This is a genomic window from Salinivibrio sp. SS2, from assembly GCF_001722075.1.
Classification (GTDB): Bacteria; Pseudomonadota; Gammaproteobacteria; order Enterobacterales; family Vibrionaceae; genus Salinivibrio; species Salinivibrio proteolyticus.
In genome coordinates this window covers 1-22,378 of sequence record NZ_MEBP01000056.1, presented here as the reverse complement: position 1 = coordinate 22,378, position 22,378 = coordinate 1, and the positions used below count along the sequence as shown (strand labels likewise).

Genomic DNA, 22,378 nt, shown 5'->3' with positions numbered 1-22,378 from the left:
GTCCAGAACCGTGCTCATGCACTGTTTGGTTAGACGTTAAAAACGACATTTGCTTACATCCTCACAGTCTTTAGTGCGAACTCATCACACATAACGCGGTAAAGATCACAAAATAGCCGCTATCTATGGTTGGTGGGGGTCACCATAACCGTATAGGCATCAATGCTAGGTAGGAAAGGTGACAACGGCTTGGCAGCACAGTTGCAAACTCATGACAGCGTGGCATAGTGAGGCCCATATTCATTAGCTTAGACAGAGACGGTTGTGTGTGACACGGCCTCGCGAATAAAAGGGATCTCTCATGGCGTTGCATTACGAGATTGTGCCAGTTACGGCATTTCAACAAAATTGCTCCATCATTTGGTGTGATAAAACCAAGCAAGCTGCCGTTGTCGATCCGGGCGGTGATATTGCGAAAGTGCGCCAAATGATTCATGCACTTGATGTTACAGTAACGAAAATTTTGCTCACTCATGGCCACCTTGATCATGTGGGCGGAACGGTTGAGCTTGCCAAAGCGTTAGATATTCCAGTGATTGGGCCGCATAAAGAAGATGCATTCTGGTTGCAAGCCTTGCCTGCACAGGCGCAGATGTTTGGCTTTGCGCACGCCGAGCCGTTTGAGCCGGACCAATGGCTGGAACAAGGCGATACGGTGACGGTTGGAGAAGGACAATTATCGGTATTATTTACTCCGGGCCACACGCCAGGCCATATTGTTTTTGTGGACGAGCAAGGCCGTACAGCATGGGTTGGCGATGTGCTATTCAATGGCGGGATTGGGCGCACTGATTTTCCGAAAGGAGATCACGCAACCTTGATCAATGCCATCAAAAACACCTTATTGCCGGTAGGGGACGATGTGACTTTCATTCCGGGTCATGGTCCGACGTCCACGTTAGGGCATGAGCGACAAACCAACCCCTTCCTGACCGGCGCGTTTTAGCGCCGTTCGATAGGTAGCTGCGCTCGTCGCTGTCACTCTTGGGCGGCGGCGAGATAGCGTCGCGTCACGCCTACAAAATCCTCCAACGGCCTATCCAATAAATCTTCACTGACAAAAATGTCATAGCCAAGAAGCTCGCGAGTATAACGCATGCGATTGGCGAGCATCGCCATCAGCCCTTTGTATAGAACACCGTTTTCACCGCGATATGGCGTATCGTCAAACATCATATCTTCAAGTGGTTTACTGGGCTTACTGGGGGCACGGCGATAGGCGGTAATTAACAGGGCGCGCTGAGTCATAATAATATGCGTGACCATGCGCAGGCTGATCCCTTCGAGGAGAGCGTCATAGTGCTTGATTTTAATTCCCACCCAAGGGAGAGGCTCACTGATCCCCTCTTGCCGATAAACCTGTGGAATACCGATAGCTGCGATATTTTTCCACTTTAATGCCCATCCCCCGCGAAAACTATGATGCTGTAGGTGCATAAAAGAGAGGGAAAAGGAGAGTTGTACGCGCTGTAGCAACTTATTGATGGTGAAAAAAATGGCGATAATGGCGATCAATCCCAGTACGCCTTGGCCGAATGACAAGGTGGGTTGGATCAGAAAAAAACAAACTAATCCGAATGCAACCGCCATGGCTGCGAGCATACTCCATCGAGCGGCTTCAAATTGCGGAGGATAGATTTTAACCGTTTTTAGCGCGTCCATGATCCTACGTGCAACCTATGGGTAAAAAATCAGCGATGTCGGCGCTCCACTTTGCGGGTGGATGTGCCAACGGGCGACACTCTGTCTCGAGTCGAAAACGTCTCTTCTTTTAACCAGTATACGAGGAAAGTGTCTGATTAGTTTGCCTAAAAAACACTGGATTGGTAAACATTTGTCGCGGAATATCACGATCTTTACGCGTACTCGGGCACACTTACCTACAAAAGAGCGTCAAAATTTGGTATAAAACGCGCTTTGTTTTTCACCCGCTGCATTCAGAGGCTCTGAACGTAGTGCATCGGAGTAGGATGATTGAATGAAAATCTCTCACAAGCGTAAGGTACAATTCAAACTGAACAAGCGTGTAAAGGCAACGTCGCCAGCACGTCAGCGTCCAGTTAAAACTCAGCCAGTTGCCGCAGCAAAGCCTGCACCTGCCGCCGCGCCAGCTGCTGCAAGCGTCTCAGTGTCACTCACGCCAAAGCAACAACAGGTGCTTGATATTGTACAAGCCAACCCAGAAGGGATTAATCCTAAAGGCATCGGTTTGGCTGCCGGTCAAGAAGATAGCAAAGCCGCCTCTTGGGCGACAGGCGCGCTGAAAAAACTCACCGAAGAGGGTGTAGTGGAGCGTGTGCAAGTGGCATCTAACAAGGTTATTTACAAAGCCTGTTAATCGCATTTGCTGGCCCGCTTAAGCTGCTGATGGCGTCGATACCATTAGCGTTTAAGCGGGTTACTCACCCTACCGACCTTCCTTATACGCTTTTCTTATTTTCATGTGGCAATAACGTGAATAATGCAGTGATTTTTCATTGGGTTGTTCTTTTATTGTTAAAAAATCTTGTCATTATTACGCATTCGCGTGATTAAAGCATGATCAGACGCAAAATACTGTATGATCTTCCAGACATCTGTTTAAAACTGCATATAGTAGAGAGACGTCAGTTTTCTTTCTCTGTCTGGAGGTAAAAGCCATGGAAGCGCTGTCTACCCAGCTGAAAACACCGACTGAAGTCGTCTTCGACTACACCCATTTTCTATGCGAAGAACAACAGCCTAACTGGACGTTTGTCGACATATTTCGCAGTTTGTTGCCTGCATTTAATACGGTGCTTGAGCATCACGCCCAACAGGCATTGACCGCTCAAGATCGTCTGCATCAGCAAGCGGCGCAGGTACTCTCATTTCGCAATACAGATACGGTTAACTTAGTGCGCCTTGCCAAATTGGCTCAGCAACAAAGTATTCGCGAGCTAACCATTTTGATGCCGTATGCACTGGACTACCGTCAAATGGAGGCAATTAGCGACCAAACGGGTGCACTGTTGGAGTACAGCAACGAAAATCGTGAGTGGGTACGCCTCACTTTTCCTTCTGTTTAACGTCTCGACGAATTGCTTCAATGGCAGTGCAACACGGCTGGATTTACAAACGCCACCCACTGTGTCCCTGTTTCATAGTGAGTGATTTTCTCGGCTTGCGGTGAAAAGGCCAACACAGCGCAAGAGGTATTGGCTTTCACAGCACCTTCCACGAGTGCGCAGTCATCGTAACCGTTACGGCTGCGAATCACTCTCACTTGATTAGGATGAATTCCCCATTGCTGAAGATATTTGGCCGTAAATGTACGCGGTGGATTGATGACAGTGACCCATTTGGGCTGTCGTGACTTGAGCGCTAATGCTCGCATCATCGCTTGCCAATGAGTTTGTCGTGCATCTTGCATCGCATACGTGGCGGTGTGCGTTAACGGCGCGGTATTGGTTGCGTGATGTACGGGCTTAATATTGGTAAGAGATGATGTCGTGTACATGCGGATACCTGTATATATGATCAATACTGTATAAAAGAACAGTATTATTAAATCTGACCGTTGGCAAGTTGCCTGATGATTAATTTGTGATCAGGATCGTTATCTCTATCGTGTTGTGATCGGAAAGGCGATAGCCGAACAAGGAGCGTTCGTGAACAAAACGACACTGTTTGTAGAGACGAGGGACCGGCCGCCTCTCTGCATCGTCAGGGAATTCAGATATAATCAAGGACTTTTAAATTGAGTCGGAGAGAGCATGGAGCAAGAGTTTTGGCATCAACGTTGGGCCGAAAATCAAATTGGCTTTCATCGCGATAGCGTACACCCCATGTTGATGGCGTATTGGTCTGCACTAAACCCGCGTTTGGACGAGGAAGTGCTGGTTCCGTTGTGTGGTAAGTCTATCGATTTGAATTGGCTAGCCGAGCGTCATGAGCGTGTGGTTGGGGTAGAGCTTAGTGATATCGCGGTACGCGCTTTTTTCTCTGAAAACCTTTACACACCGCAAGTGTATACGGCACCTTCTGGACACACGCATTATTGCTTTGACGAATTAGAGTTGATCAGTGGTGATTTCTTTACTGCGCGTTTGCAGCCGGCACCGTTAATTTATGATCGGGCGGCGTTAGTGGCAATGCCTCCATCGATGCGTCAGCAGTATGTTGATCGCGTCACTTCCTTACTGGCCCCAGGTGGTCGCATGTTGCTTGTCACTCTGTTTTATCCACAAAGTGATGATCATCCGCCATTCTCTATGGATGAACAGCTGGTTAGACAGACCTATCAAGGTATGAAAGTGACCTTGCTCGATACCTGTACCGAACCCTGTGGTGAGCGAGGGGAGCAAGTCTGGCTGATTCAAGCCGCTGAATAATGATAAAAAAGGGCCATCAGGCCCTTTTTTATCGAGTACGTTACGCTGGTTTGGCTTTGGTGGCGTGATACTGACGGGATTCCCAGTGCGTGATAAAGAACACGGCGGCGATAATAATGCCGGCCCCTAACCATAATCGACCGGGTGGAACCCAGCTAAAGACTAACCAGCCAAACAACACATTTAACGGCAATTTGGCGTGATCAAACGGCTGAACAAATGAAGCATCTGCAACGGCATAGGCCTTGGCGATGGCCCATTGGGCTAAGGCGGTGAGCAGGCCAGCACCGATCAGCATCCACCATGCTGTCGCACTCGCTGGTAGCGTCCAATCCGGTACGGCAAGCACCAAATTAAAAGGCGTGATCAATAGCAACAGGTAGACCACCATAGTTGTTGGCGGATCATAGGCGGATAAACGTTTGACCATCAGCGAATAGGTGGCCCAAAAAAATGCAGCGCCGACAGGCAATAAGGTGGCCCACGTAAATCCTTCTGACCAAGGCTCCAAGATAATCATCGCACCACAGAAACCCGCGAGGGTTGCTAAGCTGCGAGCGATACCGACACGTTCTCGTAAAAATAACCCAGAACCGATGGTGGCAAACAAGGGAGAAGTCATCAGTAGAGCAATACCTTGCCAGATCGGTACGGGGTAGGCGAGGGCCCACAGCCACAGTTGAATGCCAATCACCGAGATAAACACGCGCAGACAGTGTTTTCCTAAATGTTCTGTTTTTAATGCGTGGCGTACACCCAGCTGTTTCAGCCACGGGATCATGGCAACCAGTGCGATCGCATATTGAATAAAGGCAACGGTGGTTGACGGCAAGCCGAGTTTAAAACTGACGTATTGTGACAGGCTATTAACCAGCGCAAAACAGAGGCCGGCGATCAACATCCAGGCAGCACCTTGGATGGGATTATGAATTTGTTTCATCGCTGTGGTTATCCGAAAAAAGATGCTCGGATAGTAGCGTAAAACAGGCCGCAGAGCGACTAGAAATCAATGCGGCCTGATGTTTTGTATTAAGCTCTTAACCCTGCATATAACAAGGGAATGTCGGGATTAATGGCATCCAAGCTCGCTTGGGTATCGGCCAGATGGCTCACGGTACTGTTCACCACTTCGGCTAATGCCACAGAGGCAATCTTATCCCACGAGTAGTCCGCCATATTGGCGGCAATTAAAGCAACTTGAAGCGGAGGCAAACTCGGATTAAAGGCCGCATTCTCGGCATACATTCCTTTAAATACACGGCCATCGCTTGTTTCAATCGCGACACCGCTGTAGTTGCCCGAATAAGGTGCATGGCTAATGTTCGCCGCTTCAACGGCTTGTTTAAGCAGAGGATCGTCAATATCGTCCGCCGTTAAGCCTTGCGTTTGGTCGGCAAGCAGTCGCGCTTCAATACCTAGGTCGGCAGGGCCAAATGCTTCGGGAAGATAAGTGTGCAGTGATTTAGCGTCCGATTTAGGCAGTTGAATCACTAAGTCCTCAGCACCATTTAACTCATTCATAAACTGGCGACAATGGCCGCAAGGACTGTAATTAATGGTGATGTCGGTTAAGCGCGTCGCCCCTTTGGTCCATGCGTGGCTGATCGCAGATTGCTCTGCATGCACGGTTTGTCCGAGTTGAACGCCAGTCAGTTCGATATTTGCACCTAGGTATAACGTGCCATCTTCTCCTCTGACAATCGCCCCAACATTGAAACGAGAAATGGGTGTCACAGCATAGGCTGCGGCCAGCGGGAGTAAAGCAAGGCGCAATGCCGTGCCAGACAGGCCACTCGCGGCTTCCATATCTGCCACTTGCGCGGGCGTAAAGGTCGCATCAAACGCCGATGCGTGAAGCCATTCGGAGACGGTGCTCTGTAGTGAGTCTGGCAATTGTGTCAGTGCGTCAATGAGTGCGGTTCGCATAGCATCACTTCTAAATGGTTAACGGCCTATCAGTGTAGAGAAGCGATCTTGATAAATGTGTGAGTAATATCACGCATACAATGCAAACATAATCTTGTTGCTCAAACTTAGAGTGACGTCAACATTTTTAAGCCTGTAAATACAGTCACTATGATTGCTTTTAAATACAGTCGTGAAGCTTGCTATTCCGGTTGCCAGTCCACGTAGGGGCGATGAACTTTATAATACTCACGCGCTAATGCGCCACTGTCACGCAGGCGAGTGATCAACGCGGTAAGGTAGGCATCAATGGCCTGACCTTTCTCTCCTTTGGGGATCACAAATACATCTTGAAAATCAGCAAAATGTGCGCGGCGAATATTGGTTAGCCCTAACTGCTTGAGCATCATATCGGCTTCTTCTTGTGCCCAAACAAACCCATCAATGCGGCCAGCGGCGAGACGGCGCAAGGATTGTTCTATGCCGTGCGAACGTTCGACTTTAAACGGCATGTAGTAGGGCACTGCCTCAATCGTATAAGGTTTCGGATTAGCCCATAGGACATCAACGGGGAGGGGATTATTTTTATGGGTATATAAAACATGGGTGACATCGCCAAACGACTCACTGCTAAATGCAAAGGGCAAATCAGTGACTGTTTTCGTTGGGCGCACGGCGGGCAGCATTAAATCGGCACTACCTCGTACGATGCCATTAATCGCGCGATGAATGGGAAATACGGTGATCTCGATTTGTGTGTTCGGATCTTGGTCATCAAGAAAGCGTACAAAATCCACGAATGGCCCTGACCCGTCAAGGTTTATCAGTCCCGGGAGCTCCCCCATGTGGATCACCAATGTGTGTGTGGGGGCGTCACTGTTCGATGGCTGCGCCTGTATCGGTGACGGCCCTATCAAGAAAAGCACTAACGCGCTGAGCAGAGCGCCGACTCGTCCTGCTTGGATCGACATATTAAGGTTGCCAATCATCATAGGGAGCATGAATTTTCCTGTGTTGCTGCTCTAGCTCACCGCTTTCGATGAGAGGTGTGAGCAATTGGGTTAGGTAGGCATCGATCTCTTCTCCCGCTTCACCTTTCGGGATCATAAAGACATCTTCCATATCCGCGAATAACTTGCGCTTAATATCGGTATAGCCAAGCTCTCTCAACACTTGGTCGGCTTCGGTTTGCGCCCAAATAAAGGCATCTATCCTGCCATTATGCAGCCGTTTAAGTGACTGGCGTATGCTGTGAGAGCGGACCACTTCAAAATCAAAGTCATGAGGAATGGATTCAATAATGTAACCATCTGGATTGGCTTTTAGCAGCGTTGCATTCAGTGGCTTAGATTTATGGGTATAGAGCACGTGCGGAACAACGCCAAAAGAGACGGTGCTAAAGGCAAAGGGTAGATCACTGATATCTTCTTTTAATGGACGAATAGCAGGGAGCGCGATATCGGCTTGGCCTCGAGAGATATTGTTGATCGCGCGAAAAATTGGATAAATGCTGATCGTGATGTCTGTACTCGGATCTTGGGCGTCGAGATAACGAGCAAAATCGACAAAGGCGCCGGAGCCATCAAAATTAATCAGTCCCGGAATTTCTCCCATGTGCAAGGTTATCGTGCGGTTCGCTTCCTGTTGAGCCAATGCTGAGAGACTGATCAACATGGCGACTAGCGTGACAACAACCAATGATACTGATTTCGTGAGCATAGGCCCCTCCATACAACAAACTGGCTCTGGGCTGTTCGGGTTTACCCAAGCATGTTATTTACATCGACTGATCGGCTTATGTGAGTAATGCTGTTATTCCAATAATCACGGTTGCAGCGCTAAGTAACACAATCAGTGGTTTGGTGATACTAAAGTCTGCCGCTTGTAAATCATCTGGCTTCGCGAGCGATGGTGGCTCATCGGCTTGTGGTTGCTTTCTCGGTGCGGGTCGATGCGACAGGGTTTGTTGGGGCAAGGCAACGCGGTAGCCAAACTCGCCTACCACTTCAAAGGGCAAGCACTTTTTGCCGTTACGATAGGACTTTGCCATTAAAGACGTCACCACACTTTGGTGCTGCGCAAACGAGCTATCCGGTAATGCAACTTGCTTAAATAGCGTGCGGCTGGATAGCACTTCTCCCGCGTAGTAGCAAAGCATTTCTAGCATGCGTGACTCTTCGTAGGACAGTACCGTGATGGTTTGGTCGGTCCAATATAAGGTTCTGCTTTCTGGTTCGAAATCAACATCCGCAAATCGATAACAGCGCGTATTCACTTTGGTTGTCATAATTGAGCCCACTCCACACGATACTCTTTTTAAAAGTGTGGACTCAAATCACGGTTCTGCAACTAGAATATGGACGTTTTTTTTGGTAGACGAAGTTGGACAGCGTGTGAGGAAATTTTGAAAAGCGATTATCTATCAGAAAGATAGTAGGCTTTCCCTTGCCAATGGCTCAGATGATACCACGGCAAGAGAAGCAAAATTAACTGACCAAGGATTCCACATAGTGGTATACCGCTTTGAGGATCTTCAGCTGGTGTTCATCGTCTTGGTGAGCATCGACCAATTGCTGTAAGTTTTCCATGTATGCAGGCAAGTGGGTCTCGAAATAGTCGCGACGGTGCATAAACCACTTTTGCTGCTCAGCGTCAGTCAGTGTCCACGGATAATTACGCGCGCGATAGCGGAACAGCAGCGGCTTTATGCGCCAGTCGTCAACGCTCAAATCGAGCGCGGCAAGGTTTTCAGGATCGCGCGCTCGAATAATTTCCATCGCACTTTGATCACTTTTCGAGAAAAAGCCTGCATATAGGGCACTATCGACGTCCTGATCGTCAAAGGGTTTTGATTCGGCAAAGACGGCAACCAGCTTTTCTCTCAGCTCTGGTGCGCCTTTGAGCGCTTTTAGATGACGCAAGCAGGCTTCGCGATCCACCCCTAAGCGCGCAGCATCTTCCGGACGTAGGGTTTTGGCATCAGCTAAGACCGGGCATTTGTTGATGTGCACGAGTTTCAGTGGTGCCGGTAATTCATCCTCCGCGAGTGCATGATGAGGCGTATACAAACGCTCGCGCAGCGCATCGACATCAAGCTCAAAAAGCGGTGCTGGGTCTCGCGCCAAATCAATGGTGATCACCGCATTGGGATTTTCAGGATGCCAAGCAACCGGCACGATCCAACTGGTGTTGCTTCGCTCGGTGCCAAACATACCCGAGACATGAACCAGTGGGGTCATATTCACCACATCAATCAGGGTTTTGATTTTGTTTTTATGGCGATGGGTCAGCAAATAATTGAATAAACGCGGTTGCGCAGCTTTTACTTTTTTGGCCAGCTCAATGGTGGCGTATACATCCGCCATAGCATCATGCGCATTACTGTGCTCAATGCCGTTGGCAACCGAGAGTTTTTCCAGCTTAAAGCTTGGCTTGCCATTTTCATCATGCGGCCACTCAATACCCTCGGGGCGCAACGCATAGCAAGCGCGCATCACATCGAGTAAATCCCACCGTGAATTTCCGTTTTGCCAACTCCAACCGTATGGGTCATAAAAGTTACGGTACAACGTGTAGCGGGTCACCTCATCATCAAAGCGTACATTGTTATATCCGAAGACACAGGTATTTGGCTGAGAGAGTGCCTCATGAATACGGGCGATAAATTCGGGCTCAGGTAAGCCTTTTTTCACCGCTAACTGTGGTGTGATCCCGGTGATTAAGCAGGCCTCTGGTGCGGGCAAATAATCATTCGGTGGCTGACAAAACAGCACTAAGGGCTCGCCGATAATGTTGAAGTCGCTATCAGTGCGCACGCCGGCAAACTGACAAGGGCGGTCTTTACCCGGGTGGGTGCCAAAGGTCTCAAAGTCGTAGATAAAAAACGTTGGCTGGGCGGTGTCGGTCACAATCGCATCCAATCTGATCAAAGAAAAGAAAGCAGGCTCAACCACCTGCATTAGACCGCACATGGTAACATTGGCGTCGCGGATCACCAATCCTCGCGCGCTTGCTAACCTAAACGCCTGCACATTGGCAGGCGTTTGCACCAAACAATGGGTCTTTTGCGATTAAGAAGCCAGTTTTTTGAGCTGCTGTTTTGCATCGTCAATGGCTTTGCTGGCCAAGTCTTCACCCATGGCGAGGCCTTCCGCGTAGACAAATTCAACGTCTGTAATACCGATAAAACCAAGTACGGTTTGCATATAACCTGTCACGTGATCGGTGTTACCGCCTTTGTGCATCCCACCTCGTGTGGTGACAACGATAGCGCGCTTACCTGTCACTAAGCCTTCAGGACCATTTTCGGTATAGCGAAATGTCACGCCAGCACGGGCAATAAGATCAATCCACGCTTTCAGCTGCACGGGCACCGTGAAGTTATACATCGGGGCGGCGATGATTAGCGTATCGCTTTGTTGGATCTCGTTGATTAACTGGTCAGAAAGCGCCAGCGTTTGCTGTTGACGCTCATTCAGATCACTGCCGCCACGAAGGCCACCGGCAAGCTCGCCGTCAAGGATCGGCAATGGATTGGCTGCCAAGTCACGCTCAACCAAAGAATCAGGTGATAGGTTGTTCACCACGCCATCGATCACGGCGTTCGAGCTAGAATGGGGGCCAAGAATACTTGATTTGATGACAAGCGCTTTCATTACGTTCTCCTTAAAATTAACGGGCTGCATATTGCGACCTTGGTTAGTGTAGAGTTTGGGCGTAAAAACACCACGTCAAGGATTCGTTAAACTTGTTCAAAAATTTCGTTGATGTAACAACTTTTCGAGTGAGCATTGGCAGTTATCAAGCAGGGGCGTATGATTGCGCTCGGCTGTCGTCCAAAATGTAAAAATAATGTTATAATGGCCGTTGTGTCGGACAGACAGCTTGCATTGGGGAAGCGCCACAATCAAATCAACAAGCCGTGTGCTTGTGTGGACGCAACGGGATTTGAGGAATAGCGCGTGAAAAATCTATTTATGTTAGACGTGGATGGTACGCTGGTAGACAGCTGCCAAATGGACCACGAGTGTTTTAGTGAAGCCATTTTTGCTGTGACGGGACTGACAGTGCCTGATGATTGGGGTGGATACACCAATATCACCGACGCAGGTATCATCGAAGAACTCATCGATAAAAACGACCTGAAAAAAGAGAAAATCACCATTTTCCGAGAAGTGAAACGTGTGTTTATGCAAAAGCTCGCGCACGCCATTGCGGAAAACGGTATGACTCCCATTCCGGGCGCGGTCGAGTTTATCAATGAGATGCGTCAAGTACCTTCTGTCGCCCTTGCCATTGCGACGGGTGGCTGGGAAGAAACCGCGCGGATGAAGTTAAAGGCGGCCGGTTTTAATGTCGATGGTATCGTGTTCTCGTCATGCTCGGATGCGATGAGCCGCAGTGAAGTGATGGCACTCGCGGCGTTCCGTGCCAAGCAAGATTATGGCGTGCAGTTTGATCGCCGAATTTATTTTGGTGACGGGGTATGGGACAAACAGGCGACTCAATCACTGGATTATGAGTTCGTCGCGGTAGGGGATAAAGTGGAACACCACACCCGAATCAACGATTTCGTTAATCCACGCGCCATTTTAGGGCGTTTAGGCATAGAAGAAACCGACGCGGTGAAGTTTGCGTAAGCAATGACAGCCTGTTGAGTAATACGTAAAAGCCGGTGAGGTGTACTCACCGGCTTTTTTACGTTTGCTGTATCAGCGGGCTGACCGAGGTGGTAACGAGCCACTCATACACTTAGCCGCAACTTAATGCACTTGGCTGCAAGTGGTATGCTCGGCACGAGCTGGGCTCGCCGCCTCTTGATTAAAGTAGGTGCGCGTTTCGTTGATCACCACATGGCGAAGTAGCAACAAGCCAATCAGGTTCGGGATCGCCATTAAGCCATTAACGATATCAGCAAGGATCCAAATGGTGTTCAGATGGATAAAAGATCCTGATGCAATCAATCCAATAAAAATGAGCTTATATAGATAGATAGCGCGTTTACCGAACAAATAAGCGACACAACGCTCACCATAGTAATGCCAGCCTAGAATGGTGGTGAAGGCAAAAAATAACAGGCCAATATTCACCAGCATCGGCCCAATGCTGCTCTCCATACCGACTGCAAAGGCATGGGAGGTCATCGCGGCTCCTGCCAGCTCCCCTGACCATGACTGGGTCAGAATTAAGGTCAGGCCCGTCATGGTACAAATCACCAGTGTATCGATAAAAGTACCGGTCATGGAAACAAGGCCTTGCTCAACGCAAGAATCGGTTTTGGCTGCAGCCGCGGCGATAGGGGCGCTGCCCAGTCCCGACTCATTAGAAAATACGCCGCGTGCAATACCGGCTTGAATCGCAAGCATCATTCCCGCACCGGCAAAACCACCGGTTGCTGCCATTCCCGTAAACGCGGACTCAAAGACCAGCGCGACGGCGTGTGGGAGTTGTTCAATGTTCGCTCCGAGCACCCATAAACACGCGACCACATAGAATACCGCCATCACGGGAACGATTTTGGCCGCTACGGCTGAAATCGACTTCACCCCGCCAATGGTTACCAGAGCCACCAGTACGGTTAAGATCCCTGCGACCGCCACGGTGGGAATATTGAACAGGTGAGTAGCGGCACTGCTGATGGCGTTAACTTGCGGGAAGGTGCCAATACCAAAGCAGGCGACGCCTAATCCAAACAGCGCGAACAGCTTCGCTAACAGCGGTTGCCCAGCCCCTTTAGAAAGGTACATCATGGGCCCGCCCAGCATATTGCCCTTGTGATCGGTTTCGCGATATTTCACCGCTAGCAAGCATTCTGCGTATTTGGTTGCCATGCCTAAAAACGCGGCTAGCCACATCCAGAATAGGGCGCCGGGACCGCCCAGCGCGATAGCGGTTGCGACACCAATAATATTTCCTGTTCCGATAGTCGCGGACAATGCTGTACATAAAGCCGCAAAGCCAGAAACATCGCCTTGGGTTGAGGCATCCGCCGGCTTAAAAATTTGTTTTAGTGCAAAAGGTAAACGGCGTAGCTGGATAAACCCTAACCGTACGGTAAAGAACAGACCGGTTCCCGTGAGGAGTAGTAAGAGCGGTGGGCCCCATATCCAGTCGTCAATGGTGGCGAGAAGTGATGGTATATCTGGTAATTGAGTTAGAAATTGCATTTATCCCCCTTTAAACATCAAAGGAGGAGATAAGCCACACTAATATTAACAAAAGTGCTACATATTGGGGTGGGTATCTCCTCTGTCCTTTTGCCTGAGAGTTTCACTTGAAAACAAGCTTGCTCCTTCGGCGCCCGACTTAACGGGTCTCTCCAGAGGCTCCTCCAACAGCAGTCCATACATTTAAGTGCCTGAAAGATTTACTTCTTCGGCGGATGGCGAATGCCACCTCTCTCCTGCTGTCTTCATCGGAACGTCATATTGCGGTAAGTATGATAGATCACAGAAATATGAATGCAATGCAAAAATCAATAAAGACTCTTATCAATTAAAGAAGCGCGCAAAATTTGCACTCTTTAAACTTTTATCTCCGAACAATAGGGTGCTGGCTATACTGAAATCTCGACCCATAAATACTCAATAAATGTGATCCTTTGCCGATAACACGGATCAACACCTTGTGATTAAGTTTGCAAGACGAAGCCGTAATGATGGGCCCTGATATGACCACTTGGAACGAACTTTTAGGCGTTGGCGCCAGTGAAAGCGCCGAGCAAATTAAACAACGCTATCGTCAACTTTCTATTCGTGTGCATCCAGATAAAGGTGGAAGCACAGGGTTGATGCAGCTTGTCAGTGAAGCGTATCAAGCGGTTAAAAATGGCAAGGGCGATCACAGCCCGCTCGACAGTCAACAGTCTGCTGGTGGCACGGCAGCATTGCGTAGCCAAGTGGCGCGGTTACAAAAAGAACTCGCCGCATTGCAGCAAGAGAATCGAACTTTACGAGCCCGCCAAGCGAACAACCAAATCCCTGCGCATCTAACCGCGAAAATTGCCAAGCTGGAGTTTGATAATCGCCAATGGCGGGAGCACTATCAGAAGCTGGAAAAGCAACATCATGTCTTAGAAGAGCAGCATCAGCGGTTATCAAAGCAACATGACAGTGACAAGAAAGAGAGTAAACAGCTCAATCGAGAATTAAAACAGGCACTATCTCAGGTTGAACAACTGGAAACCGAGCTCAAACACAAAGCAACGCCAGTGACGCTTAAAGCCGCAAAGCCCGGCTTAGCATGGCGTTGGGTATTGGCTTCTTGGAGCGTTATTGCGGTGCTGATGTTGCCGACTAGCCACTGGCAAAGCATGATGAGAACCTTGTTAGGCCAATCGGCGCCAGAGGTGGCGCAACGTGTCAGAATTGTTGAACCGTTGGAAAACAATCAAACAACGGCACCTGCACCGACGCCGACACCCCAGGTAAGCGATTCGCGTGCGTCCATGCCGACCGCTCCGATGATCCAGCTAACTGCAATAGCGAATCAATGGCATGTGAATCAGTTTGATAAAGTACCACAACCTTATCTAGCGTTACGCAGTGAGCAAGGCTCGTATGTGGTGGCCAATTGCCAAGGGGAGTTTTACGTCTACCTTAATACCACCTATCAACCTTTACGCGTACCGCCAAATCTTGACTACATTACTCAGCGTCAACACTTTCATGTGTATGCAATTCCCTACGGACAAGGCGCGTCGATTGATAGTTGGCAGCTCGCCCGCAAAGTGAAAATATTTGACGATACCTTTGTCAGTGAGGATCTTGCCCCTCAACTCAGTGCCTTTGAACAATCGTGTCAACGAGCACCAGGGCTGACAGCGGCAAACTTTTAAAAAACCAGTAACACTTTCATTTGCATCGACATGGTTTACCGTCCAACTCAGGCGTCTGATTTGTCGCGCCTGTATTACACTGATCAATAAGGCTCGATTGATTTTGTGATAAGGAACGCCAATGTTAGACCAAGCCATGTTTGCGCATCGGTATGATCCACCTCGTCAGGATAGCGGCGGTGGGGTATTCAGGCGTTATCACATTGCTGTTTCTCACTCTGTAGCGGTAGAAGGTTTGGTGTCGGGGATCGGTATTCCTGCATGGTCGGAAGGGCGCACTGAATCGGCCAAAGATGCGGCGGTGCTGCACACCATGATGACTCAAGGCGCCAATTTAATTGGCCAACTGCAAGTGGATCCGCTCGCCTTTAGTATTACCGGCCTCAATCCTTTCTATGCTGAGCTTCGCAATCCAAAGTACCGCAAGTATCGCGTCGGCGGCAGTAATGCAGGGATTGCCGTCGCAGTCGCAAAAAAACTGGCTCACTTAGGCATTGGTAATGATGCTTTTGGCGGTGTACGCATCCCGGCGGCACATTGTGGCTTATTTGGCTATCGGCCTACGCCAGGGCTCATCGACGCGAGTGGTTTGCTACCTGCGGCAGAAACATTTGATAATCCGGGCGTCTGTAGTCAGGCATTAGCGCCCATTAGCCAGTTCCAAGAGCTGGTGGCGAAACCTTCAACGGCGATCAAAAACATTGTCGGTGTCGTGTTGGCGGAACCCATCTTCGCACTCTATTACAGTGACGAAGCCATGGATTGTTTCTACAAAAAATTAGAGGCGTTACCTTTACCGCATGAAACCACGTTGGCGATGAACAAACTCGTTTTAACACGCATTGAGAACGCCCAAGTTGCCATTGCCAGCCATGAGTTTTTACTGGTCTATCAAGAATGGCTGGAAAAGCAAAAGCTAGACTTGCCGTCTTCCACACAAAGCTACTTAGCCCGCCTTCAAGCGATTAATTACAAAGACCATTTCCAAGCGAAAAAAACGCGCAAGCAACTCAGAGATACCGTGTGTGCGATGTGGCCAAGTGATAAAGTGCTGATTCTACCGTCTACGCCGGGCGAGATCTTGCCAAGAGACGCAGGCCAAGAGCAAAGCGACATCTTTAATTTGGCACAAAGACGCCTCATGGCGCTGGCCGATGTTTGTGGGCTACCGCAGTTAACCTTGCCATTATTTAACTACCAAGAAGCTCCTTACGGTGTCACATTGTTGGCACACCCCAACAAAGATAAGTTATTGATGGAAGTAGCACACCGTTGGGTCGGTTAAGCTTAGTTCTGGAATCTTTAGCCACGCTGTCGTCAAGAAATTTCTATAAAATTGTATTTTATGCAATTAACTTGCTGATATTTAAAGTTTAAATAAGTTATCCGATGTCGATTTACTATCAACAGAAACTGTGGATAAGTAGTTGGATTAGTGTTGTTTTTAACGCATAACTATTTGAAAAATAACGCTGTGAGTTAGATTGGCTTTGAGGTTGAAGCACAGACTAACCGCCAGTAGAAAGTGACAATTTGACTGTCACGTTTCCATAACGTGACAGAGACGATCAATTAACCACTCAGCCGCTTCGCTGTGACATCATTTTTATCTGCGATTGGCCTTACCGTTAGACGATTTTACTTTATATTGGCTTTTACAATGACTACGGCCCACAGACGCTGAACGCAGCGCTTTGTGCTTGGTTTTACGGCCGTTTGTGCGTTCACGCCATACCTTAAAGCTGCGCGGCTTCAACTCACGGCGCATCAGCGCGATAACATCATCTTGTCGCAGGCCATACAGTGTTTCAATAGCTTCAAAAGGGGTCCTGTCTTCCCATGCCATTTCTATAATTCGGTCAATCTCTCCCGGTTGCTCGTTCAAAGCCATATCTGTCTCCCTATGCTGGTGGCAAATAATACGGGTAGCGCAGGAAAAACCGATCAGCGTGTTCTTTCTGACCAATCAATGTTTTCACCCTTATTTTTGGGACATTTAAAAATACACCATAAAAACAGTTAGTTACGAAAGGCCCTTTTTAACAAGGGTAAAAGACGATTTTTATCCTAACAGCCTGTTGTATCGAACGATTGTTAGGTTATTCTATTGTTCACTGCCGCACAGGCAGCTTAGAAACTCGGCAACGAATATGAGAAACATCAACCGTTCGTTCACTGCCGCACAGGCAGCTTAGAAACAGTGCAATCTCCGCCATGTCGATCAGTGTTTGTTCACTGCCGCACAGGCAGCTTAGAAAGTACCGAAAAGGTACACGCCCTTGCGGGTACTGTTCACTGCCGCACAGGCAGCTTAGAAAGACAAGAAGAACGCTTCTGCCGGTCATTGCTGGTTCACTGCCGCACAGGCAGCTTAGAAAGATAGAGAACACTCCAAGGCTCGCCAACTATTGTTCACTGCCGCACAGGCAGCTTAGAAATCCCGACGCTTATCTGATTAAGTGCGAGCAACGTTCACTGCCGCACAGGCAGCTTAGAAAGCCACTTGCACGCCGACGTCACGCAAGCGCAAGTTCACTGCCGCACAGGCAGCTTAGAAAAGGTCACGCCAAAGCGGTGCGCGCACTTTCGCGTTCACTGCCGCACAGGCAGCTTAGAAATTGGATGGGTATCTTCGAATCCCTAGTGACAAGTTCACTGCCGCACAGGCAGCTTAGAAATCACTTTAATACTGCGGTGCCGGCGCTCAAAAGTTCACTGCCGCACAGGCAGCTTAGAAAAAAAGAAAGTCTTTGAAGCTGACCGACCACTCGTTCACTGCCGCACAGGCAGCTTAGAAAGTTAGCGTCACGCGTGGCCACAAGGTTGGCAGGTTCACTGCCGCACAGGCAGCTTAGAAAGCCACGGCGTTCGCCGCTTTCCACTTGCTCACGTTCACTGCCGCACAGGCAGCTTAGAAAACGAACCGCCGGATGTTTCGAAGGTAATTGTCGTTCACTGCCGCACAGGCAGCTTAGAAATTTTTCTTGTTCATTAGGCATGTCAGGTGCTAGTTCACTGCCGCACAGGCAGCTTAGAAATAAGCTAAAACGCCAAACCATGCAAGCAACCGGTTCACTGCCGCACAGGCAGCTTAGAAATTATGTGTTAATCAAGGTAAACTTTACGTTTTGTTCACTGCCGCACAGGCAGCTTAGAAAAAATATATGCCGTAAAACACAAAGGCGCACACGTTCACTGCCGCACAGGCAGCTTAGAAATTCTGCAGAAAAGTCGCTATACGTACCTATATGTTCACTGCCGCACAGGCAGCTTAGAAATAGTGACGACCCTCTAGCCCACGCAGACGCGAGTTCACTGCCGCACAGGCAGCTTAGAAAACTTGGCGAAGACGTTAACGTCGGCTGGAACGGTTCACTGCCGCACAGGCAGCTTAGAAAACGGCAAGCACTATCCATGTGATAGGGTTGGCGTTCACTGCCGCACAGGCAGCTTAGAAATTGTCGAGACCGAGCAGGCCAAGGATGCCTGTGTTCACTGCCGCACAGGCAGCTTAGAAATTATGCCAACGTGTTTTTAACGTGAGTTAATAGTTCACTGCCGCACAGGCAGCTTAGACATTGAAATAGTTGTTTTTTGATGCCAGTTCATTGTTGGTGGGTCGTGGCATAGAGGAAGTAGGGGGATGGTTCAATATCAACATAAGCGCATGACTGGTATTGACCATACACGTTAATTTGGCGCATGTTTGTAGCCAAAGTTAAGCTTACAATTGCATGCTTTTGCATAGTTAAACAGGGTTTTAACGGTTGGATTGCCTTTCCCTTTTTCAAGTCGAGAAATATTGCCTTCTTTCGTCCCCATACGTTCTGCAACCTGCTGTTGAGTTAGCCCGGCCTGCTTACGCATACTGAGTAACATATCGATCAATTCAAACTCAGGCGTCAATTCATCGTATGCTTGTTTCACGTCTGGGTTTTGTAATGCTCTCGCTTTTAATGCCTGTAAGCTATTCATTTTCACCTCTCTCATACGCCCTGTTGCCAATGCTAAGTCTTTCTTTGGTGTCTTTTGGCTTTTCTTCACAAATGCATGAAGGACATAGATGTTGGGACCGTCTAAATAACAGAATAGACTTCGCCCGATCCCTTCTTTTGCTTTGGCGCGAATTTCAAACAGGCCGTTACCTAATGATTCTGTGTGAGGAGGGCCTAAGTTTGCGCCATGTTTTTCTATTAATTCAAGCAGCTTGAGCATTCGCGCTTGAATCTTAGGAGACATGTTGAGAATGCTCTCTTCTACGCCTCGATAAAAAACAATATTCCAGTGCATCTTTCACTTATAGCTATCATATATGATAAGTGTTTGTGGATCAAAATCCACTTATCATACCGAGTAACCCCTAGTAATCGTGGGCGATTATTGTTATCTGATTCGCATAACAATCGTACAGACAGTAGATTGCGATCTTCCTTCAAACCCTAAACTGTGCCTTGTTTCACGGGCATGCATTGCTATTTTTGTTACCTTTCTAGCGCTTGTGAGTGATCTGCTTTGTCACTCGGACAATCACGAAAGGGACATTCATGGACGATCTATCGCCCTCGGATCTTAAAACCATCCTTCATTCCAAACGCGCCAATATGTACTACCTCGAGCATTGCCGTGTGATGCAAAAAGACGGGCGTGTGTTGTACTTGGTGGAGGCCAAACGCGAAAACCTCTACTTTAATATCCCGATTGCCAATACCACCGTCTTACTGCTCGGCACCGGTACGTCAATTACGCAAGCGGCGATGCGTATGCTCTCGCAAGCGGGCGTGCTGGTTGGATTCTGCGGAGGTGGAGGCACACCGCTGCATATGGCAACCGAGGTCGAATGGTTTACGCCGCAAAGCGAGTATCGACCCACCGAATACCTGCAAGGTTGGTTATCCTTTTGGTTTGATGATCAAAAGCGACTGGACGCTGCGCGGGCTTTTCAGCTGGCACGTCTGAGTTACTTAAAGCAGGTCTGGCAAGCGAGCCGTGAACTTAAGCTTGAAGGATTCGATGTCGCCGAATTGGCTGGCGCGCTCGACACCTTTGTGGAAAGAACCGACAAGGCCAGCAAGCCAGCTGATTTATTGCTTACCGAAGCGCAGCTGACCAAAGCGCTCTACAAACACGCCGCCAACCGCACGCAAAAAAACGGTTTTAAACGCCAGCATGAGGCCGACGATCTCGCCAACCGCTTTTTAAATCATGGCAACTACTTAGCCTATGGCTTGGCAGCGAGTTGTTTGTGGGTGCTTGGGATCCCGCACGGGTTTGCGGTGATGCATGGCAAAACCCGTCGCGGCGCGCTGGTGTTTGATGCGGCTGACCTAATCAAAGATGCCATCGTGCTGCCTTGGGCGTTTGTATGCGCCAAAGAAAACGTCACAGAGCAAGAGTTTCGTCAACAAGTCCTGCAAGCCTTTATTGAGCATAAGGCGATGGACTTTATGTTCAACACCATCAAAGCCATTGCGCTGCAAGATGACTCTGAAGATGAGATAACGGAGCAGCAACGATGATGGTGACCTTTATTTCTCAGTGCGAGAAAAAGGCACTGAAGAAAACCCGCCGTGTGCTCGATGCCTTTGCCAACCGAATTGGTGATAACACCTGGCAAACACTGATCACCGAAGATGGCTTAAACACGGTGCGAAAAATGCTGAGCAAAACCGCCAGCCGCAGCACTGCGGTCAGTTGTCATTGGATTCGTTCGAGGACCCATAGCCAACTCGTGTGGATTGTGGGTAACCGCCGCAAGTTTAACTTAGAAGGCAATGTGCCAGTCAATCGCACTGAGCTTGATCTTAGCCACAAAGAATGGGAGCAGGGTTGGCAGCTTAATGAGGTGATCGTGCTGGCAACGGCCATGGCGGGGTTGTTTCACGATTTTGGCAAAGCCAATGCGCTGTTTCAGCAAAAGCTTCGCGGCCAAACAACACACCGAGGCGAACCATACCGTCATGAATGGGTATCCTTGCGTTTATTCGAGGCGTTCGCCAAGGGCAAAAAGGATCAACAATGGCTTGATGAACTTAGCGAGCTTACGCCTGAAACGGCTACTGAGCATGAAACTGAGTTACTGGCGCGACTGTTTACTGAAACGGACGGCTATCAGCCGGTCTTTGATGGCTTATCGCCATTCGCATCCCTCGTGGCTTGGCTGATTGTGTCGCATCACCGATTGCCCGTGAACTATGATGCCGACAACGCGCCAGTTGAGCTCTCGCAAATTGATCAATGGCTTTTCCGTTGCTTTGGCAGCCACTGGAATGCGCCCAACGCACTTGACCTCGCCAAATATGATACGCAGGCGCTTGCCGATAACTGGCGGTTTCCCGATGGCACCCCGTTTTTAAGCCAGCCTTGGCAACAAAAAGCGCGTCAATTGGCCCAGCGTGCCCGCCAATATCCGTGGAGCGCTCATGGACAAGTTGATTGGTTATCACAGCGGTTTGTCAGCCATATGGCACGTTTATCGTTAATGCTGGCGGATCATTATTACTCGTCGCTGCCGCTGGAAAAATCCAAGCCCAAATGGCGGGACGGCCATTACGCGCCTATTGCTAACACAGACCAGTCTCAGGGAAAACGCAAAAGCGCGCTGCCTAAACAACAGTTGGATGAGCACAACATCGGCGTGGCCATTAATGCGAGACGCTTTGCGGAGAATTTACCTTCGCTCAAATGGACCTTGCCGGCGATTGCTCAGCACCGCCGTTTTAGCCAAGGCGCCGAACAAGAAAAGTATCGCTGGCAAGATATCGCTTATCAGAAAACTAAAACCATAGCCACTCAGTCGGAAACACAGGGCTTTTTCGGCATTAATATGGCGTCGACAGGTTGCGGAAAAACCATTGCCAACGCGCGCATTATGTATGCGTTATCCGATCCTTGGCAGGGGTGCCGGTTCTCGGTGGCGCTGGGGTTGAGAACACTCACCTTGCAAACCGGTGATGCGTATCGCGATTTGCTGAAACTTGGCGATGATGAGTTGGCTGTGCTCGTTGGCTCGCAAGCAATCCAGCGCTTGCACGAGGCGCAAAATACGCCAAATCAGTCTTCCGGTGGCAGTGAATCCACTGAAGACTTCCTCGAGCAACTGTTTATCAGCTATGAAGGGCAAATTTACGATGGCCGATTAAAACACTGGCTGAATAAGGCTCTTCATCGTTCATGGTGGAAAGTCATATCAAGCCCCCCAAAATAGAACAGTATCGCTGTCTTGAACCGTTGTTTGTTTCTAAAGCCTTTGGCTCTAAGCTTCATATATTGGATTTTGGCATTTATA

Annotated in this window: 21 protein-coding genes, 1 CRISPR repeat array and 2 riboswitches; of the genes, 9 read left to right on the top strand and 12 right to left on the bottom strand. The window is 49.0% G+C overall.

Features of this window, described 5'->3' with window-relative positions; translation table 11 throughout:
* Positions 1-301: 301 nt before the first annotated feature.
* Positions 302-946: an MBL fold metallo-hydrolase gene (locus BGK46_RS03285; RefSeq protein WP_069587035.1), complete on the top strand. Its 645-nt coding sequence runs from the start codon at positions 302-304 to the stop codon at positions 944-946.
* 32 nt (positions 947-978) lie between these two features.
* Here the strand turns inward: BGK46_RS03285 and BGK46_RS03280 are convergent, their stop codons facing one another.
* Complete coding sequence (locus BGK46_RS03280; protein ID WP_069587033.1) at positions 979-1,662, bottom strand: DUF2982 domain-containing protein; 684 nt, start codon at positions 1,660-1,662, stop codon at positions 979-981.
* Positions 1,663-1,978: 316 nt separating this feature from the next.
* Here BGK46_RS03280 and BGK46_RS03275 point away from each other — a divergent pair, with 316 nt between their 5' ends.
* Both BGK46_RS03275 and BGK46_RS03270 read left to right on the top strand, forming a co-directional pair.
* Positions 1,979-2,338 carry a hypothetical protein gene (locus BGK46_RS03275; RefSeq protein ID WP_069587031.1) on the top strand — a complete coding sequence of 120 codons (360 nt, stop codon included), beginning with the start codon at positions 1,979-1,981 and terminating at the stop codon, positions 2,336-2,338.
* Between the two features lie 301 nt (positions 2,339-2,639).
* A complete protein-coding gene (locus BGK46_RS03270; protein ID WP_069587029.1) occupies positions 2,640-3,047 on the top strand; it encodes a hypothetical protein in 408 nt (135 codons plus the stop codon).
* Positions 3,048-3,064: 17 nt separating this feature from the next.
* On the opposite strand, the gene BGK46_RS03265 is transcribed toward BGK46_RS03270, so the two are convergent.
* Positions 3,065-3,478, bottom strand: a complete 414-nt coding sequence (locus BGK46_RS03265) for a hypothetical protein (RefSeq protein ID WP_069587027.1) — start codon at positions 3,476-3,478, stop codon at positions 3,065-3,067.
* A 256-nt stretch (positions 3,479-3,734) separates the two neighbouring features.
* Between BGK46_RS03265 and BGK46_RS03260 the strand changes: the two genes are divergently transcribed.
* Positions 3,735-4,352, top strand: a complete 618-nt coding sequence (locus BGK46_RS03260) for a thiopurine S-methyltransferase (RefSeq protein ID WP_069587025.1) — start codon at positions 3,735-3,737, stop codon at positions 4,350-4,352.
* 40 nt (positions 4,353-4,392) lie between these two features.
* Here the strand turns inward: BGK46_RS03260 and BGK46_RS03255 are convergent, their stop codons facing one another.
* The 7 genes from BGK46_RS03255 to BGK46_RS03225 form a co-directional block, all read right to left on the bottom strand.
* Positions 4,393-5,292 (bottom strand): DMT family transporter, encoded by a 900-nt coding sequence (locus BGK46_RS03255; RefSeq protein WP_069587024.1) that lies wholly within the window; start codon positions 5,290-5,292, stop codon positions 4,393-4,395.
* A gap of 89 nt (positions 5,293-5,381) precedes the next feature.
* Positions 5,382-6,278, bottom strand: coding sequence for a cytidine deaminase (gene cdd / locus BGK46_RS03250; RefSeq protein WP_069587023.1), 897 nt, complete (start codon positions 6,276-6,278; stop codon positions 5,382-5,384).
* Positions 6,279-6,460: 182 nt separating this feature from the next.
* A complete protein-coding gene (locus tag BGK46_RS03245) occupies positions 6,461-7,258 on the bottom strand; it encodes an ABC transporter substrate-binding protein (RefSeq protein ID WP_217492716.1) in 798 nt (265 codons plus the stop codon).
* Entirely contained in the window at positions 7,230-7,976 is a 747-nt protein-coding gene (locus tag BGK46_RS03240) for a hypothetical protein (RefSeq protein ID WP_069587022.1), read from the bottom strand. The genes BGK46_RS03245 and BGK46_RS03240 overlap by 29 nt, the downstream gene beginning before the upstream one ends.
* Before the next feature lie 76 nt (positions 7,977-8,052).
* Complete coding sequence (locus BGK46_RS03235; RefSeq protein WP_069587021.1) at positions 8,053-8,544, bottom strand: winged helix-turn-helix domain-containing protein; 492 nt, start codon at positions 8,542-8,544, stop codon at positions 8,053-8,055.
* A 199-nt stretch (positions 8,545-8,743) separates the two neighbouring features.
* Positions 8,744-10,165, bottom strand: coding sequence for an exodeoxyribonuclease I (sbcB, locus tag BGK46_RS03230; RefSeq protein ID WP_069587056.1), 1,422 nt, complete (start codon positions 10,163-10,165; stop codon positions 8,744-8,746).
* Between the two features lie 162 nt (positions 10,166-10,327).
* Positions 10,328-10,912: an FMN-dependent NADH-azoreductase gene (locus BGK46_RS03225; RefSeq protein WP_069587020.1), complete on the bottom strand. Its 585-nt coding sequence runs from the start codon at positions 10,910-10,912 to the stop codon at positions 10,328-10,330.
* A gap of 306 nt (positions 10,913-11,218) precedes the next feature.
* Between BGK46_RS03225 and BGK46_RS03220 the strand changes: the two genes are divergently transcribed.
* Positions 11,219-11,896: an HAD family hydrolase gene (locus BGK46_RS03220; RefSeq protein WP_254659649.1), complete on the top strand. Its 678-nt coding sequence runs from the start codon at positions 11,219-11,221 to the stop codon at positions 11,894-11,896.
* 123 nt (positions 11,897-12,019) lie between these two features.
* On the opposite strand, the gene BGK46_RS03215 is transcribed toward BGK46_RS03220, so the two are convergent.
* Complete coding sequence (locus tag BGK46_RS03215; RefSeq protein ID WP_069587019.1) at positions 12,020-13,423, bottom strand: alanine/glycine:cation symporter family protein; 1,404 nt, start codon at positions 13,421-13,423, stop codon at positions 12,020-12,022.
* Between the two features lie 79 nt (positions 13,424-13,502).
* A riboswitch (glycine riboswitch) is annotated at positions 13,503-13,582 on the bottom strand.
* Positions 13,583-13,584: 2 nt separating this feature from the next.
* Positions 13,585-13,672: riboswitch (glycine riboswitch) on the bottom strand.
* A gap of 254 nt (positions 13,673-13,926) precedes the next feature.
* On the opposite strand from BGK46_RS03215, the gene BGK46_RS03210 reads away from it, so the two are divergent.
* Together BGK46_RS03210 and BGK46_RS03205 are read left to right on the top strand one after the other, a co-directional pair.
* Entirely contained in the window at positions 13,927-15,093 is a 1,167-nt protein-coding gene (locus tag BGK46_RS03210) for a J domain-containing protein (RefSeq protein ID WP_175418633.1), read from the top strand.
* A gap of 121 nt (positions 15,094-15,214) precedes the next feature.
* On the top strand, positions 15,215-16,378 hold the full coding sequence (locus BGK46_RS03205) for an amidase family protein (RefSeq protein ID WP_069587017.1): 1,164 nt from the start codon (positions 15,215-15,217) through the stop codon (positions 16,376-16,378).
* Positions 16,379-16,699: 321 nt separating this feature from the next.
* On the opposite strand, the gene BGK46_RS03200 is transcribed toward BGK46_RS03205, so the two are convergent.
* Positions 16,700-16,984, bottom strand: a complete 285-nt coding sequence (locus BGK46_RS03200; RefSeq protein ID WP_069587016.1) for a TIGR03643 family protein — start codon at positions 16,982-16,984, stop codon at positions 16,700-16,702.
* Between the two features lie 218 nt (positions 16,985-17,202).
* Positions 17,203-18,671: a CRISPR direct-repeat array (repeat unit 28 nt; unit sequence GTTCACTGCCGCACAGGCAGCTTAGAAA).
* Between the two features lie 112 nt (positions 18,672-18,783).
* Positions 18,784-19,383: a type II toxin-antitoxin system RelE/ParE family toxin gene (locus tag BGK46_RS18050; protein WP_084781228.1), complete on the bottom strand. Its 600-nt coding sequence runs from the start codon at positions 19,381-19,383 to the stop codon at positions 18,784-18,786.
* Positions 19,384-19,637: 254 nt separating this feature from the next.
* Here BGK46_RS18050 and cas1f point away from each other — a divergent pair, with 254 nt between their 5' ends.
* Both cas1f and cas3f read left to right on the top strand, forming a co-directional pair.
* Positions 19,638-20,609 (top strand): type I-F CRISPR-associated endonuclease Cas1f, encoded by a 972-nt coding sequence (gene cas1f, locus BGK46_RS03185; RefSeq protein ID WP_069587015.1) that lies wholly within the window; start codon positions 19,638-19,640, stop codon positions 20,607-20,609.
* Positions 20,606-22,297: a type I-F CRISPR-associated helicase Cas3f gene (gene cas3f, locus BGK46_RS03180; protein WP_069587014.1), complete on the top strand. Its 1,692-nt coding sequence runs from the start codon at positions 20,606-20,608 to the stop codon at positions 22,295-22,297. Before cas1f ends, cas3f begins: the two co-directional genes overlap by 4 nt.
* Positions 22,298-22,378 lie beyond the last annotated feature (81 nt).